The organism is Mycobacterium sp. 852002-40037_SCH5390672, from assembly GCF_001665875.1.
In the GTDB taxonomy this organism is placed as follows: domain Bacteria; phylum Actinomycetota; class Actinomycetes; order Mycobacteriales; family Mycobacteriaceae; genus Mycobacterium.
The window spans coordinates 44,243-58,663 of sequence record NZ_LZTA01000067.1; the positions used below are offsets into that span (position 1 = coordinate 44,243).

Here is a 14,421-nt window from a genome sequence, read left to right on the forward strand (position 1 = left end):
GCGTGAAACGTAGATAGAAGCGTATACAGACAGAGGCCGGCGGCGCAAGAGAAACGTGACAGAAACGTATATATCGATATCGCCCACCGCGGCTGTGTAATATCCGGCCCATGGCCGGAGCGTGCGGTGACCCGTGAATCGGCCGGTGCGGCTATCCGCGCGCTGCGCGAATCACGCGATTGGTCACTAGCCGACCTCGCCGCCGCGACCGGGGTCAGCATCATGGGACTGAGCTTTCTCGAACGTGGTGCCCGCAAACCTCACAAAAGCACAGTTCAGAAGATTGAAAACGGCCTTGGTCTGCCGCCGGGCACCTATTCGCGGCTGTTGGTGGCCGCCGATCCGGACGCCGAGCTGGCGCGTCTGATGGCTGCGCAGCCGCCGGCCCCCCTGCCCGCGCGGCGCACCGGACCGGTGGTGGTTGACCGTCATAGCGACACAGAAGTGCTGGAAGGCTATGCCGAAGCGCAGCTCGATGCCCTCAAATCCGTCATCGATCGATTGCCCGCGACAACATCAAACGAATATGAGACGTATATTCTGTCTGTGATCGCGCAGTGCGTGAAGGCCGAGATGCTCGCCGCCAGCTCCTGGCGGGTGGCGGTGAACGCCGGCGCCGACTCCACCGACCGGCTGATGGAGCATCTGCAGGCCTTGGAGGCGACGCGCACGGCATTGTTGAAGCGGATGCCGAGCAGCCTGAGCGCACGCTTCGACCGGGCATGTGCGCAGTCGTCGCTGCCAGAGTCCATCATCTCCGCATTGATCGGCGTCGATGTCGAGGAGATGTGGGACATCCGCAATCGCGGCGCCATCGCCCCGGGTGCGCTCCCCCGTGTGCGTGCCTTCACCGCTGCCGTCGAGTCCAGCCAAGAAGGGGCAAGCCAACACGACGACGAGGGGGCATCGTGAGTCAAACCGAAGTCGAGGCGTTGAGCCGTGCCCATCAACTATTCGCCGGCAGCACCGAGCCGTCGTCCCTGGACGCCGGCACCGGGCATTACCGCAACGTGTTGCAACGGTCCGCGCGGTTGAGCAACACACTGGCGCACGGCGGTTACCAACTCGCGGTGGACCACAGTCGCCAACACCTCACGGCGGCGGCCGGCACCGACGCCGCGGCGACCGACATCATCGCCGGTGCGCATCGCGATCGAGCGCAGGCCCGCGACGTGACCCGAAGCGTCCTGGACGCGGCCCGCGCGGATGCCGCCACTATCCCGACGACGCCATTGGCGCAGCGAGAGGCGATGCGGCGCCGCGCGACTCGCCTGCGGGCGCAGCGGACGCACGTCGTGTCGGCGCGCTTGCGTGCGCGACGGCGCCACGCGGAACTGCTGGCCTTGCGTTATCGGATCCGTCGGCTGGGATTATCAGGACTGCGGGGGCTGCCCGGCGACCGCGCCGCATTGGCGGTGCGTGCCGCGTTGTCTCGGCTGGGCCGACCATATGTGTGGGGCGCGACCGGACCCGACCAGTTCGACTGTTCCGGACTGGTTCAGTGGAGCTACGCGCAGGCGGGTATTCACCTGGATCGCACCACGTATCAGCAGATCAACGACGGCGTTGCGGTGCCGCGTTCTCAGGTGCGACCCGGTGATCTGGTGTTTCCGCACGCCGGTCACGTGCAGCTGGCCATCGGGAACAACCTGGTTGTGGAAGCGCCCTATTCGGGTGCATCGGTGCGAATAAGCCGACTGGCCAACAACGTTGCGATCCGTCGACCGATATGACCAGCCAAGACCGCCCGGCGACGCGGGCACGACGAATAGGGTGAGCCGATGCCGGAACAACCCGGACCCTCGTTAGAGGCCGTCGAGGCGCGGCGGTCCGCGCTGGCGAGTCAGCACGGCGCCGCATCCGAAGCCGACCGCGTGCTGACCGATGTGCTGACGAGCGCTCACGAGGCAGCGCGCGAGAGCGTCAGGCGACTGGACTCCATCGCCGAGCAGATCGACCGCGCGACGGTGAACCAGGCGGACCTTGCCCTGGATACACCCATGGGAGCGCGTGAATTTCAGAAGTTCCTGATGGCCAAGCAACGTGAGATCGCGTCGGTTGTGGCCGAGGTGCGCGAATTCGATCGCGCGAAAAAAGCTGTGTTGCACAGCCTTCGGGCCCAGTACGCAGCCGATAGCGGCTAGTCAGAACTAGTCCACACCGTGCAGCAGAGTGAATTGTCGACAGCTATGCGCGTGAGTACCGTCGCCGGACATGGAGGGGTCGCGTTATTTCCCGCAGCAGCGTTCGAGCAAGCTGCGGCGCGGCCTGTCTGGCTGATGTCGGCGTATGACGATTTGCTTGCCGCGGTCAAATACGTCCGAGATCGCACCGGTGATCCGAACGCGTGGCAGACGGGATTGGCGCCGGCCGAAGTGACCGCTGTGATCACCCCGACTACCCGCCCCGAACAGGTCGAAGCAATCTTGCGCAAGATCCGCCAACAACACGCGGGCGTATTCGGCGCCGGAACAACGGCCAACCCACCCGCGAGTCGGCCCTCCGACGAAACCCCGCCGCCGCCGGATCGCGAGACAGGCGAAGCGGCGGACGCCATCGCCCACGCTGAAGCGGCTCTCGCGCAACAGAACTCGGCGAGCTCGCAGCTGGACATGCAGGTGGTCTCGGCCATCCTGAACGCGCACCTGCGTGCGGTTGACGGCAGAGAAGCCCTCACCAAGTTGCAGCACGAAACCGAAGCCGCGGTACGGATCAGGTCAGACCTGGACACGCCGGCGGGAGCGCGTGACTTTCAGCGGTTTCTCATCGGCAAGCTCCGAGACATTCGCGAGGTCGTCCTGAATGCCAGCCTGGATGACACGTCGAAGTCAGCGCTGATGGCCGCCTGGACGTCGCTGTATGACGCCTCAAAAGGCGAACCGAAATCTTCGGGCGAACAGCCGCGAGCCGCGGTGCCGGTTGGTGATGCACCCGCGGCCGATGATCCCGACAGCGAATGGGATCCGCTGCTGGACTCCTTGTTGGGCGACGATGACGGGCTGCTGTCTGGGGATGTCGCGGGGATGGATCCTGCCGCGGTCGCCGCGCCACCCGCCCCGCCGCAGTCGGTGGCGCCCGCCATGCCCACCTTTGGTGGCGGGTCACTCCCGGGGCTGGGCTCTCTGCCTGCATCGATGGCCGGTTGGGAAGGGCCCGGTGGCCTTCTCTCGGGACTGCGGGGCGGCGACGGGACCGATCCGGCTCTGGACGATCTCGCCGATGAGGACCTGCCGGGCGACCAAGGCCAGGACCCGGGCGCGCAGGATGTTTCGAACGAGGCCGACGACGGGACCAACGACCAGCAGGGCACGTCGTCCGAGGAGCCGGCGGCCGGTCCCACACCGGTGACCTTGCCCGACGGGGAGACGTTGACCGCTGCCAGTCCACAGTTGGCAGCGGCGATCAAGGCGGCGGTCGGCGGCACCCCGATCGCGGAGGCCTTCCAACAGCAGGGCATGACTCTTCCCCCACCGGGAACCGCGGTCCCCGATCCCATCGACGCCCTGCAGGTGACTCCCGGCGATATCGGGATGTTCACCGATCGCCACGCGCTCGCCCTGAGCCCAGGCAAGGCGCTACTCGATGGCCAAATTCAACACATTGCCACCGTGAGCGGGCCGGGCTTCCTAGGCTGGGAGCATCCGCCGGCGGCGACCGCGGCAGTAGCGACGCCGGCCAAGCCTGACCCACCGACACCTACCCGGCCGGCGACCTCGTCGACCACCTGACAAAAATGAACTCGCCGGCACAACCGGCAGTCGTCAACAGGAGACAGCGGATGGCAGATTCGATCCATGTAGTGCCTGCGCACCTACGTCAGGCTGCCGCGCACCACCAGGACACTTCGGAGTATTTGCGCACCGTTCCGTCCTCGCACGCCGCGATCCAAGAGAGCCTGGATTCGCTCGGGCCGATCTTCAGTGAACTGCGCGACGCGGGCCGTGAGTTGTTGGAGCTTCGACGCCAGTGTTATGAGCAGCAAGCTGCCGACCACGCCGATTTGGCCGACAAACTGACCGATTCGGCGGCGATGTGGGAACAGCACGAGCAGGAGGCGGCAGGGAAGTTCGGCGACATCGTCGACCGCGGTCGATGACCGACGCGAATCCCGCTTTCGACACTGTTCACCCGAGTGGACACATCCTTGTCCGCTCTTGCCGCGGTGGCTATATGCACAGCGTCGCGCTGAGCGAAGAGGCGATGGAAACCGACGCCGAGACGCTGGCGCAGGGCATTCTGCTTACCGCCGACGTGTCATGCCTCAAAGCGTTGCTGGAGATACGCGACGAGATCGTCGCGGCCGGGCACACCCCGTCCGTGGAGGTTCCGACGCCGCGAGATCTCGATGCGGCCATCGAGAAGTTGCTGGCGCACAAACTGCGCCGCCGTAACGGCGCGATCTAGACGGCTGTCAGGCGAGCTGCCGGCCTAGCGTAGCCACGGCTTAGCGACGTTGGGATCGGGAGCGATGCCAGACGGCGGCTCGACCGGATTGGGGCCGAACAACTCTCGCGCGCGAGCGAGCAAAGCGCGCACCTCGTCGAGTTGCTGCTGCAGTGCAGAATCAGCCATGTCCCTACGCTACCCAGGGCCTTGCGACCGCACAATTCACTGGCCGCACAAGTCGACCGCCCGGTCCCGGTACGCTTAGCCGGTGGCGGTCTTCGGTCGGATGTCGGCGCGCCAGCGCCTCCGGCGAGCTACCCGGGAGTCACTGGCGATGCCGGCTTTCAGCTCTCCTATCGACTGCACCCCGTGGGTGACAGGCGGGTTGTGGCCTGCCGAATTGTCGACGGTGACGGCCGAAACTGCCACTCTCGCTGAGTATCTCAAGGCCGACCTGCAACGAATTGCTCACGCGGCCAACGACGAACTGAAGTTGCTCAAGCGTGCGGGGATGACCGACCTTTCCCGCCAGGCGGCCGAGGCCCGAGTCATCGACGAGGCTCGCGTCCGCGCGGTGCGCCGAGTCGAATCGACGATCCGCTACCTGCATGCGGTGCAGAGCGGAGCCCAAGCCCCCGCTCCTCCCCCACCGAGGATCGAGCCGTCCGACACGGACGTGGACAAGACGCAGGTACTGCCCGCAATCCGCGAGGGCAAGCCCGTCGCCGAAGCTGCCGAGCCGACTTCACCCGAGCCGTCTCCACCACCGGGCAGATTTCGTCGTCGAGAGGCCGCAGTCGAGCCGGTCGCCGACATACGTTGGCCGCAGGTTCGCCGGCGGGAACCTCCTGCCGAGGACGAGGCTCGCTTCACCGCCCCCGATGTGTCACCTCTCGACGAGACGCAAGTCATCCCGGTGGTCAGGGCCGCGCCAGTTTTGCCGCCGCCGGTGGAGCCCGCGCCCGACTCAGCTTCAGATCAGCCCGACTTCGGTCGCCACCACGCGGTCGTCGAGCCCATCGCCGGCGAGGACGAACAGGAGGCAGCCGGCGAGCCGGGCACTAGCGAGGAAGAGCCCGTCACCGACGACGTGTCGCATCTCGAGGAGACGCAAGTCATTCCGGTCGTCCCGCAGGCGGAGTCGGTGTTCGAGGCACCGATGGAGCGTGCTCCCGAGCGGGCGCCGGACCAGGCCGACTCCGGTCGCCACCACGCGGTCGTCGACGAGCCGTCCACCGGCGAAGCGGAACCGCAGGTGGCCCGGCAAGAAGCCGCGGCCGACGCCACCCCCGCCGCGGCCGACGCCGCCACGGCGGCTTTCGTCGCGACCCCTCCACGCGCCGAAACACCCTCGACCTCAACAGGATTCGACAATCAACGGCTGAATCGGCTGCTCGAATTCGTGGTCCGGCAAGAGCCACGCGTGAATTGGGCGATCGGAGATCGCGCCGACGGCACCACGGTAGTGGTCACCGATCTCGCTCACGGATGGATACCTTCAGGCATCGCCCTTCCGGTGGGCGTGCGGTTGTTGGAACCCGAGCGCCGCAGCGGCAGGGTCGCCACACTGATCGGCGAAACGGCACGCGTCGTCACTTACGCCCCCGGTGGTTCGCTGCACCGTTCGGTCGACTTCGCCGCGACCAAGTCGTCGGTGGAGGCGCGCACGCTGCCAGCCATCGATGACTTGGCGGGCGCGCTGAGCGCGGCCACACGGGGGCGTGCCGACCTGCCCAAGATCGTGCCGAGGTTGGCAGAAGCCGCCGCCGCGGGAACGGTTGTGGTGGACCAGGAGGTCGACGTGCTGCGCGTACATCTCGATACGGCGCGCTACCAGCTCCTCGTTCAGTATCCGAACGTCAATCCCGCGCTGCTGCTCAAGTGCCTGTTGATGGCCGCCACCGAAGGCATCGCGAGCGGAGACGCGGTGTCCGCGAACTACCACCTTTCCTGGTTCCAAAAGCTCGCCGGGTGAGGCCGGCAGGTTGTCCTAAACCTGCTCGCGTATGAATTGACGCTGGTCGGAGGGGACGACGATACTGTCATGGTGGCGGGTTCGGGCAGTCGCGCGAATCTCAGCGAGAAGGATCTCGTCGAATCGGTTCTTCGGGAACTGAGCGAGGCGGCCGACAAGTGGGAAGCCCTTGTGGCACAGGCCGAAGCCGTCACCTACAGCGTCGACTTGGGCGACATTTCCGCGGTAGCGAATTCCGATGGCCGGTTGCTCAAACTGACTTTGCATCCCGGGGTGATGACCGGGTATGGCCACGGAGAGTTGGCCGAAAGGCTGAACCTCGCGATCACCGCGCTGCGTGAGGAGGCCGAGGCCGAGAACCGGGCGAGTTACGGCGGTCCCCTGCACTGACGCTGCGAGCACCCGGCTGTCTTCGCGCGTTTTACGCGCTCATCGACCGGGCTTGGCTTGACGGGCCCCGGCTCTCTTCGCGCGTTTTACGCGCTCATCGACCGGGCCCGGGAGGCCCGGCGAAAGCCTGAGCGATCTGTAACCACTGCTGGGCGTCCGCGCCTTGGGCGGTGATGTCGAGGGCGCTCAGCGGACGCCGTTGGGTGACCAGGTAACAGAAATGCTCGGCGGACCCAGTGACTCGCTGCCCGGCTTCGGGCGGCCCCCAGGACCAGGTGTTGCCGCCGGGTCCGCGCAGCTCGACCAAAAATGGTTCCGCCGGTGGCGCGAGATTGTTGACGGCGAAGGCGAAATCGCGGGTGCGGACCCCCAAGTGAGCGATCGACCGAAGGCGTTCGGTCGCGGGCCGCGTCACGCCCAGGGCGTCGGCAACATCGAGTCCGTGCGCCCAGGTCTCCATCAGCCGCGCGGTGGCCATCGACGCCGCACTCATCGGCGGCCCAAACCAGGGAAGTTTGTGACCGGACGGCACCGCGAGCAGCGCTTCGTGCAGCCGTCCCCGGGTGATCCGCCAATCGGCGAGCAGCTCGGCGGGCGCCACGGCAGCCAGCTCTTCGGCGCCTTTGTCGACGAAGCCCGTCGGGTCGGCGGCCGCACTCGCCAACACTTCGGCGAACCCAGGCTCGTCGGTGACCGAGATCAGGGCGACCCGATCGGTCCACAGCAGGTGGCCTATCTGGTGCGCGATGGTCCAGCCGGGCGCCGGCGTCGGGTCGGCCCAGCGTTCTGGCGACAACGGCGCAACCAGCTCGTCGAGCGCGGCGCTTTCGGCACGCAGGTCGTCGACCATGGGCGCGGGACCGGTCATCGGAGCACTCGACTGTCGGGTGCCGCCGTCGGACAAATCACGTCTGTACCTTGGCGATTGTTCGCTTCTCGCCGCGGCGCCCGATAACGCTGTGCACGGCCAAGCCGATCAGGTAGAGCACCGAGCCGAACAGCGCGAATGCGGGTGCGTGCCCGTCGTCGGGAATCAAGATGCCGGCCACGGTGATCGAGACGATGAACGCGACCCAGAACAGCGCGTCCTGCACGGCGAAGACATGCCCGCGAAGAGCATCGTCGACGTCCATCTGGATCGCTGTGTCGGCGCAAAGCTTGACCATCTGTCCGGTGACGCCGAGCAAAAAGCCGCACGCGACCATGATTGGAAGCAGCAGCTCGGCGCCGGCGACCTCGATGATCGCCGACGTCGCCAACGCGCCGTTTGCGGTCGCATAGCGCCCCCAGCGCCGGATCGCGGGCGGTGTCAGGACGTTGGCCAAGAAGGCCCCGAGTCCCGCGGCGCCGAAGAACAGCAAGGCGGTGCCGAATCCCCCGCCCTTGAGGTTGGGTATGTGATGGACGAGCAACAACACCAGCAGCGAGTTGATGCCGATGACCATCCGGTGGGCGACCAAGCCGGACAGGGTGGCGGCGACCGTGGGACGCTGCGCCACTGTGCGCGCACCGTGCAGCCAGCCCGTGATCACCGCGTAGATGACCGGCCCATGGATAGCACGCCATGTGTCGTCGGGGCCCAGCACTCGGGCACCGAACCGCCACGACAACAGCAACGCGATCGACACGGGAATCGCGGTGATGAACACGATCGCCGAGGCGCCCTTGTCGCTGGCCCCGAGGATGAACCTGGGCACCAGCATGAAGTTTGCGCCGAAGAACGCCGCGATGGCCCCCGATGCGGTGGCAACCGAGTTCATCGTCACCACCTGCTCACGCGGCACCACATGGGGCAGCGACGCCGACAGCCCCGACCCGACGAACCGGGACAAACCGTTGGCGAACAGTGCACCCAATAGCAGCGCCACATCGCCGGCTCGCACTGCCAGGATCGTGCCGATCGCCGCGAACAGGATCAGCCGGCCCACATTGGCGCCGACAAGCACCAGCCGTCGATCCCAACGGTCCATCAGCGCGCCGGCGAACGGTCCCAGTAGCGAGTAGGGCAAAAACAAAACCGTGAAGGCCCGGGCGATGGAAAGCGGGTCGGCTGCCCGATCCGGGTTAAACAGCAGCGCCCCGGCCAGCGCCGCCTGAAACAAGCCGTCACCGAACTGGCTCGCAATGCGCACCTGCAGCAGCCGCCAGAAATCCGGCAAACCGCGCACCGACCGCCAAATTTCGACGGGTGCACTGGACTGCATCCGGGTTGGAATCACCGAAAACCGACTTCCACGATTGGGGTTGGCAAAGCTCGCGCGATCAGAGCCGTTCCAGTAACACTACAAATCTCCGTGGCCCGCCCCATCGATTGCCCTGGGCCACGATGCGCCGGATGCGATGATGGTGTGGTGCCGCCGCCGGAGGATCCAGAGGACTACGTCGCCCCCGCCGCGCAACGGGTGCGCGCGGGCACTTTGCTGCTTGCCAACACCGATCTTCTCGAACCGACGTTTCGGCGCAGCGTGATCTACATCGTCGAGCACAACGACGGAGGCACGCTGGGTGTCGTATTGAACCGCGCCAGCGAAACCGCGGTGTACAACGTGTTGCCCCAGTGGACCAAGCTGTCGGCCAAGCCGAAGACGATGTTCATCGGAGGACCGGTGAAGCGTGACGCTGCGCTGTGTCTGGCGACGCTGCGAGTGGGCGCCGATCCCCAGGGCGTGCCAGGCTTACGGCACGTGGACGGCCGGGTGGTCATGGTCGATCTGGACGCCGATCCGGAACTGATCGCGCCGCTGGTCGAAGGGGTGCGGATCTTCGCGGGCTACTCGGGCTGGACCATCGGTCAGCTTGAAGGTGAGATCGAGCGCGACGATTGGATTGTATTGTCCGCGTTGCCATCCGACGTCCTGGTCGGACCGCGGTCCGACCTGTGGGGCCAAGTCTTGCGTCGCCAGCCGCTGCCGCTGTCGCTGCTCGCCACCCACCCCATCGACATCAGCCGCAACTAGGGCCTTTCCCGGCTTCAGTTCAGTGGCACAACTGCGTGCAGCCGGCGCAGCTTCCGGCGCAGGCGGGCGCAGCCGCTTCCCGGCGCAGCGCGAAGCGCGCGCTTTGCCACGAGCCCGCGGCCAGCGTTCCCAGCGCGCCCACGACGCAGACGATGAGCACCACCAGCGCGGTATCTGGGACGGCGGCCATGGCGACCGCGCCACCGGCTGCCAGCATCACCGCGGCCGCCAACTGGGTCGGCGCCATCGCGCGCAGCGCCAATGCAGTGGCACCGGAATTCCGGTTGTGCGCCAGCGACCAGGTGCCGAACCCCGCCGAGGCCACCGCCGCACACATGCACAGGACGCCCGCAATCAGCATGGGGCCACAATACGAGCCGGGTTACCGGCCCGCGCGTCCGGCTCTGCGGGCGTCGGCGCGTCCTTAGTGCTGGAGGAACGAGAAGTTCGGTAGCGGGGGCAGGCCCGGCACCATGGCCAACAGGCTGGGTGCGTGCTGCTGGCCCATCATCGGTGCCTGCGCGGGGAGCCCGACCGGGGCCGCCGGCGAGGTTTGGGCGAGCGGTACCAGCGGAGTCGCGCCGGGTGCCGGGGCAACCGGGGTCACGGCCGGTGCCGGGCCGGCAGGCGCGACTGGAGCCGCAACCGGCGCCGGGGCAACCGGAGTCACGGCCGGTGCCGGAGCGGCCGGCGCGACCGGAGCCGGAGCAACCGGGGCGAGCGGAGCAGCGGTGGCAGCCTGGGCGGGCAGCCCAACCGGCGAGGCAGCGGGTGCCTGGGCCGGCGCCGGAGCCGCCGCGCCGGGGGCGCTTACGCGGAATCCGTTGATGATGGCGTCGGTGGCCGGTGCGTCGGCGACGCTCACCGCACGATCGGTGGTGACCGACAGCGACACGAGGTACTTGTCGTGACCCGACGTCGCGATGACGTGGCGCCGCGACGTGTTGAGCGTCAAATCACCGTCGCGGTAGGTGCCCTCGACAATCGACGACGGAAAGCCGCCGAAATCGGTCATCGACGCATTGGTGGGCTGCCACGCCAGAAGCTTCTGGCTGTCGACGTAGCCGTGGCTGATGGCCTCTTTCGGATCAAAGGCACCGACCAGTTTGTACACCACGACCTGCGCATTTGATGAATAGATGCTGCTGCCGCGCCGGTCGGCGATCACCGCGAACGCGTCCGGCACATTGGGGTCGGGCACCTGGGTCCAGCGCGCGGGCACCGGCAAGGTGATGTCGAGTGCCTTGAAGCCCTGGGGCTTCTGCGCCTCGAGCTTCACCCCCTTCGACTGCAGGAATTCATGGATCGTTCCCGACGTCGCGGGAGCCGGAGCCGGAGCCACTGGCGGCACGGCGGCAGGCGCCGTTGTTCCCGGGGCCGCGGCGATAGCCGGCGGGACGATCTGGTTGCCGGCCGGCGGGGCCGCGAGGTATCGGCTCGGCGGCACCAGCTCGGGTCCGAGGTTCTGCGGTGCCTGGGCGGGAACCGCGGGAACGGGTGCTGGCGCCGGAGGCAACGGGTCTGCCGATGCCGTGCCGCCCGCAACAACCGCCAGACCCATCAGGCCAGCGACCATACCGCCGAGGAGTGCCCGGTGGACGGGGACGATCTCAATCATCTGCGTCGGTCCTTCCAATGGCTCAGTACCAGAAGCCGTCGATAGTGGCTGACTGTAACTAGAGGTCAAAGGCGGTGAATAGGCTCGAAACACACCTGGGATGAACCCCTGATCCGCGCGCAACGGAACCGAGACCAACCTGTGGCCGGCGGACTCGTCGTGTCGGCCCTTATACCCTGTTCAGGTGACCGACTCCCCGACCGCTTCGCCGCCAAGCAGCTCTGACGGCGCTGTGCCCGACTCCGACGCGCCGCCGTATCGCTACACCGCGGCGCTGGCGGGCCGTATCGAGGGCGCGTGGCAGGAGAACTGGGCGAAGCTCGGGACATTCGACGTGCCCAATCCGGTCGGATCGCTGGCCCCGGCAGACGGAGCCCCGGTCCCGGACGACAAGTTGTTCGTGCAGGACATGTTTCCCTACCCGTCAGGAGAGGGTCTGCATGTCGGCCATCCGCTGGGCTACATCGCAACGGACGTGTACGCCCGCTATTACCGGATGACCGGTCGTAACGTGTTGCATGCGTTAGGTTTTGACGCGTTCGGGTTGCCCGCCGAACAGTACGCGGTGCAGACCGGCACCCATCCGCGCACCCGTACCGAGGCCAACGTCGTGAATTTCCGGCGCCAACTGGGTCGCCTGGGCCTCGGCCACGACAGGCGGCGCAGCTTCTCCACCACCGACGTCGAGTTCTACAAGTGGACCCAGTGGATCTTCCTGCAGATCTATAACGCTTGGTTCGACACGGCCGCCAACAAGGCCCGCCCCATCGCCGAGCTGGTCGCCGAATTCGATTCCGGTGTCCGCGCCCTCGAGGACGGGCGGGACTGGGCCGGGCTTTCAGCGGGGGAGCGGGCCGACGTGATCGACGGCCACCGGTTGGTCTACCGGGCCGACTCGATGGTGAATTGGTGTCCCGGTCTGGGCACCGTCCTGGCGAACGAAGAGGTCACCGCCGACGGACGCAGCGACCGCGGCAATTTCCCGGTATTCCGGAAACGCTTGCGGCAGTGGATGATGCGAATCACCGCGTACTCCGATCGGCTGCTCGACGACCTCGACGTACTGGACTGGCCCGAACCGGTCAAGACCATGCAGCGCAACTGGATCGGTCGCTCCACCGGGGCCAAAGCGCTGTTCGCCGCGACCGGAGCCGATGGCGCGACGGTCGATATCGAGGTGTTCACCACCCGGCCGGACACGCTTTTCGGCGCCACCTACTTGGTGCTGGCCCCAGAACACGACCTGGTCGACGGGTTGGTGGCCGCGGCCTGGCCGGACGGCACCGACCCGCGTTGGACGTATGGCGCCGCCACACCGGGGGAGGCCGTCGCCGCCTACCGGCAGGCGATCGGGTCGAAGTCAGACCTCGAGCGCCAGGAGAGCAAGGTGAAGACCGGCGTCTTCCTGGGCAGCTATGCCGTCAATCCCACCAACGGGAAGCCGGTGCCGATCTTCATTGCCGATTACGTGTTGGCCGGGTACGGGACCGGAGCGATCATGGCTGTCCCGGGCCACGACCAGCGTGACTGGGACTTCGCCCGCGAGTTCGGCCTCCCGATCGTGGAAGTCATTGCCGGCGGCGATATTTCGGAGTCCGCCTACGCTGGCGACGGGGTGCTGGTCAACTCCGGCTACCTCGACGGATTGGATGTGGCCGCGGCCAAGGAAAAGATCACCGCCCGCTTGGAGGCTGAAGGCCGCGGCTGGGCGCGCGTCGAATTCAAGTTGCGCGATTGGCTTTTCGCCCGCCAGCGGTATTGGGGCGAACCGTTCCCCATCGTCTACGACGCTGACGGGCGCGCGCATGCGCTTTCCGAAGCCGCGCTGCCGGTCGAGCTGCCCGACGTGCCGGATTACTCGCCCGTGCTGTTCGAGCCCGACGACGCCGGCAGCGAGCCGTCGCCGCCGTTGGCCAAGGCGACGGATTGGGTACACGTCGAGCTGGACCTGGGCGACGGCCTGAAGCCCTACAGCCGCGACACCAACGTGATGCCGCAGTGGGCCGGCAGTTCCTGGTATGAACTGCGCTACACCGATCCGCATAACTCGGAAAGGTTCTGCGACAAGGAAAATGAGGCCTACTGGATGGGTCCGCGGCCGGCCGAGCATGGGCCGCAGGATCCGGGTGGGGTCGACTTGTACGTCGGCGGGGCCGAACACGCGGTGCTGCACCTGCTCTATGCGCGGTTCTGGCACAAGGTTTTATACGACCTGGGCCACGTGAGTTCTCGCGAGCCGTATCGCCGATTGGTCAACCAGGGCTACATCCAGGCCTTCGCCTACACCGACTCGCGCGGGTCGTACGTGCCGGCGGAAGAGGTGGTGGAACGGGACGGCCGTTTCGTCTACCGGGGGCCCGGGGGAGAGGTCGAAGTTTTTCAGGAGTTCGGCAAAATCGGTAAGAGCCTGAAGAATTCGATCTCACCCGACGAGATCTGCGACGACTACGGCGCCGACACACTGCGGGTGTACGAGATGTCGATGGGCCCGCTGGAGGCCTCCAGGCCCTGGGCGACCAAGGACGTCGTAGGGGCCCATCGCTTCCTGCAGCGTGTGTGGCGTTTGGTGGTCGACGAGCAGACCGGTGACACGCGTGTCGTCGACGGGGCCGCCCAAGAGTTGACGACCGACACGCTTCGAGCACTGCATCGCACCATCGCCGGTGTTGCGGAAGACTATGCTGCACTGCGCAATAACACCGCCGCGGCCAAACTGATCGAATACACCAACCATCTCACCAAGGATCACCGTGATGCGGTGCCCCGCGCGGCGGTCGAGCCGCTGGTGTTGATGTTGGCGCCCCTGGCCCCGCATATGGCCGAGGAGTTGTGGCTGCGACTGGGCAACCAGACCCCGCTGGCGCACGGACCGTTCCCGGTTGCCGACCCCGCTTACCTGGTCGACGACACGGTGGAGTACCCGGTGCAGGTGAACGGCAAAGTGCGCGGGCGAGTGTTGGTGGCCGCCGATGCCGATCAGGACACACTGAAGGCCGCCGCGCTTGCCGATGACAAGGTCCAGGCATTTTTGGCGGGTGCCAACCCGCGCAAGGTGATCGTGGTCCCCGGCCGGCTGGTCAACCTGGTCGTGTAGC

The 14,421-nt window shown here is 66.8% G+C and carries 14 protein-coding genes and 1 pseudogene; 10 read left to right on the plus strand and 5 right to left on the minus strand.

All coding sequences use genetic code 11. The features are described 5' to 3' along the window. Window positions 1-126: 126 nt before the first annotated feature. The 6 genes from A5782_RS10520 to A5782_RS10545 all read left to right on the plus strand — a co-directional run bounded on the left by A5782_RS10520 (window position 127) and on the right by A5782_RS10545 (window position 4,404). Window positions 127-912: a helix-turn-helix domain-containing protein gene (locus A5782_RS10520; protein ID WP_067099092.1), complete on the plus strand. Its 786-nt coding sequence runs from the start codon at window positions 127-129 to the stop codon at window positions 910-912. Further along, the gene (locus A5782_RS10525; protein ID WP_067099096.1) at window positions 909-1,733 is read left to right on the plus strand and encodes a C40 family peptidase; all 825 of its coding nucleotides are present in this window, start codon (window positions 909-911) and stop codon (window positions 1,731-1,733) included. Before A5782_RS10520 ends, A5782_RS10525 begins: the two co-directional genes overlap by 4 nt. A gap of 48 nt (window positions 1,734-1,781) precedes the next feature. Next, window positions 1,782-2,144, plus strand: a complete 363-nt coding sequence (locus A5782_RS10530; RefSeq protein WP_067099099.1) for a DUF4226 domain-containing protein — start codon at window positions 1,782-1,784, stop codon at window positions 2,142-2,144. Window positions 2,145-2,279: 135 nt separating this feature from the next. Then, window positions 2,280-3,728 carry a DUF4226 domain-containing protein gene (locus tag A5782_RS10535; protein ID WP_067099102.1) on the plus strand — a complete coding sequence of 483 codons (1,449 nt, stop codon included), beginning with the start codon at window positions 2,280-2,282 and terminating at the stop codon, window positions 3,726-3,728. A gap of 50 nt (window positions 3,729-3,778) precedes the next feature. Then, the gene (locus A5782_RS10540) at window positions 3,779-4,096 is read left to right on the plus strand and encodes an ESX-1 secretion-associated protein (protein ID WP_067099104.1); all 318 of its coding nucleotides are present in this window, start codon (window positions 3,779-3,781) and stop codon (window positions 4,094-4,096) included. Beyond that, the gene (locus A5782_RS10545) at window positions 4,093-4,404 is read left to right on the plus strand and encodes a DUF2694 family protein (RefSeq protein WP_067099107.1); all 312 of its coding nucleotides are present in this window, start codon (window positions 4,093-4,095) and stop codon (window positions 4,402-4,404) included. Before A5782_RS10540 ends, A5782_RS10545 begins: the two co-directional genes overlap by 4 nt. A gap of 24 nt (window positions 4,405-4,428) precedes the next feature. On the opposite strand, the gene A5782_RS26465 is transcribed toward A5782_RS10545, so the two are convergent. Further along, window positions 4,429-4,572 carry a hypothetical protein gene (locus tag A5782_RS26465; protein WP_197694190.1) on the minus strand — a complete coding sequence of 48 codons (144 nt, stop codon included), beginning with the start codon at window positions 4,570-4,572 and terminating at the stop codon, window positions 4,429-4,431. A gap of 82 nt (window positions 4,573-4,654) precedes the next feature. On the opposite strand from A5782_RS26465, the gene A5782_RS10550 reads away from it, so the two are divergent. Together A5782_RS10550 and A5782_RS10555 are read left to right on the plus strand one after the other, a co-directional pair. Further along, complete coding sequence (locus A5782_RS10550; protein WP_067099110.1) at window positions 4,655-6,361, plus strand: DUF5631 domain-containing protein; 1,707 nt, start codon at window positions 4,655-4,657, stop codon at window positions 6,359-6,361. A gap of 69 nt (window positions 6,362-6,430) precedes the next feature. Then, window positions 6,431-6,751, plus strand: coding sequence for a DUF2710 family protein (locus A5782_RS10555; RefSeq protein ID WP_067099113.1), 321 nt, complete (start codon window positions 6,431-6,433; stop codon window positions 6,749-6,751). Between the two features lie 94 nt (window positions 6,752-6,845). On the opposite strand, the gene A5782_RS10560 is transcribed toward A5782_RS10555, so the two are convergent. Continuing rightward, window positions 6,846-7,619, minus strand: coding sequence for a TIGR03084 family metal-binding protein (locus A5782_RS10560; protein ID WP_067099188.1), 774 nt, complete (start codon window positions 7,617-7,619; stop codon window positions 6,846-6,848). Window positions 7,620-7,656: 37 nt separating this feature from the next. Continuing rightward, window positions 7,657-9,002, minus strand: a pseudogene (locus A5782_RS10565) (MFS transporter). A gap of 97 nt (window positions 9,003-9,099) precedes the next feature. Here A5782_RS10565 and A5782_RS10570 point away from each other — a divergent pair. Beyond that, entirely contained in the window at window positions 9,100-9,708 is a 609-nt protein-coding gene (locus tag A5782_RS10570; RefSeq protein ID WP_156623878.1) for a YqgE/AlgH family protein, read from the plus strand. A 19-nt stretch (window positions 9,709-9,727) separates the two neighbouring features. On the opposite strand, the gene A5782_RS10575 is transcribed toward A5782_RS10570, so the two are convergent. Next, window positions 9,728-10,069, minus strand: coding sequence for a hypothetical protein (locus A5782_RS10575; RefSeq protein ID WP_067099119.1), 342 nt, complete (start codon window positions 10,067-10,069; stop codon window positions 9,728-9,730). Window positions 10,070-10,132: 63 nt separating this feature from the next. Next, the gene (locus tag A5782_RS10580) at window positions 10,133-11,326 is read right to left on the minus strand and encodes an LpqN/LpqT family lipoprotein (RefSeq protein WP_067099192.1); all 1,194 of its coding nucleotides are present in this window, start codon (window positions 11,324-11,326) and stop codon (window positions 10,133-10,135) included. A 184-nt stretch (window positions 11,327-11,510) separates the two neighbouring features. On the opposite strand from A5782_RS10580, the gene leuS reads away from it, so the two are divergent. Next, window positions 11,511-14,420 carry a leucine--tRNA ligase gene (gene leuS, locus A5782_RS10585; RefSeq protein WP_067099122.1) on the plus strand — a complete coding sequence of 970 codons (2,910 nt, stop codon included), beginning with the start codon at window positions 11,511-11,513 and terminating at the stop codon, window positions 14,418-14,420. Window position 14,421 lies beyond the last annotated feature (1 nt).

What these genes read in the sequence shown, in the direction of transcription:
- A5782_RS10555 (WP_067099113.1), top strand. Translation starts at nt 6,431, where the DNA reads ATGGTGGCGGGTTCGGGCAGTCGCGCGAATCTCAGCGAGAAGGATCTC.
- A5782_RS10545 (WP_067099107.1), top strand. Translation starts at nt 4,093, where the DNA reads ATGACCGACGCGAATCCCGCTTTCGACACTGTTCACCCGAGTGGACAC.
- A5782_RS10530 (WP_067099099.1), top strand. Translation starts at nt 1,782, where the DNA reads ATGCCGGAACAACCCGGACCCTCGTTAGAGGCCGTCGAGGCGCGGCGG.
- A5782_RS10560 (WP_067099188.1), bottom strand. Translation starts at nt 7,619, where the DNA reads ATGACCGGTCCCGCGCCCATGGTCGACGACCTGCGTGCCGAAAGCGCC.
- A5782_RS10575 (WP_067099119.1), bottom strand. Translation starts at nt 10,069, where the DNA reads ATGCTGATTGCGGGCGTCCTGTGCATGTGTGCGGCGGTGGCCTCGGCG.
- A5782_RS10535 (WP_067099102.1), top strand. Translation starts at nt 2,280, where the DNA reads ATGTCGGCGTATGACGATTTGCTTGCCGCGGTCAAATACGTCCGAGAT.
- A5782_RS26465 (WP_197694190.1), bottom strand. Translation starts at nt 4,572, where the DNA reads ATGGCTGATTCTGCACTGCAGCAGCAACTCGACGAGGTGCGCGCTTTG.
- A5782_RS10580 (WP_067099192.1), bottom strand. Translation starts at nt 11,326, where the DNA reads ATGATTGAGATCGTCCCCGTCCACCGGGCACTCCTCGGCGGTATGGTC.
- A5782_RS10540 (WP_067099104.1), top strand. Translation starts at nt 3,779, where the DNA reads ATGGCAGATTCGATCCATGTAGTGCCTGCGCACCTACGTCAGGCTGCC.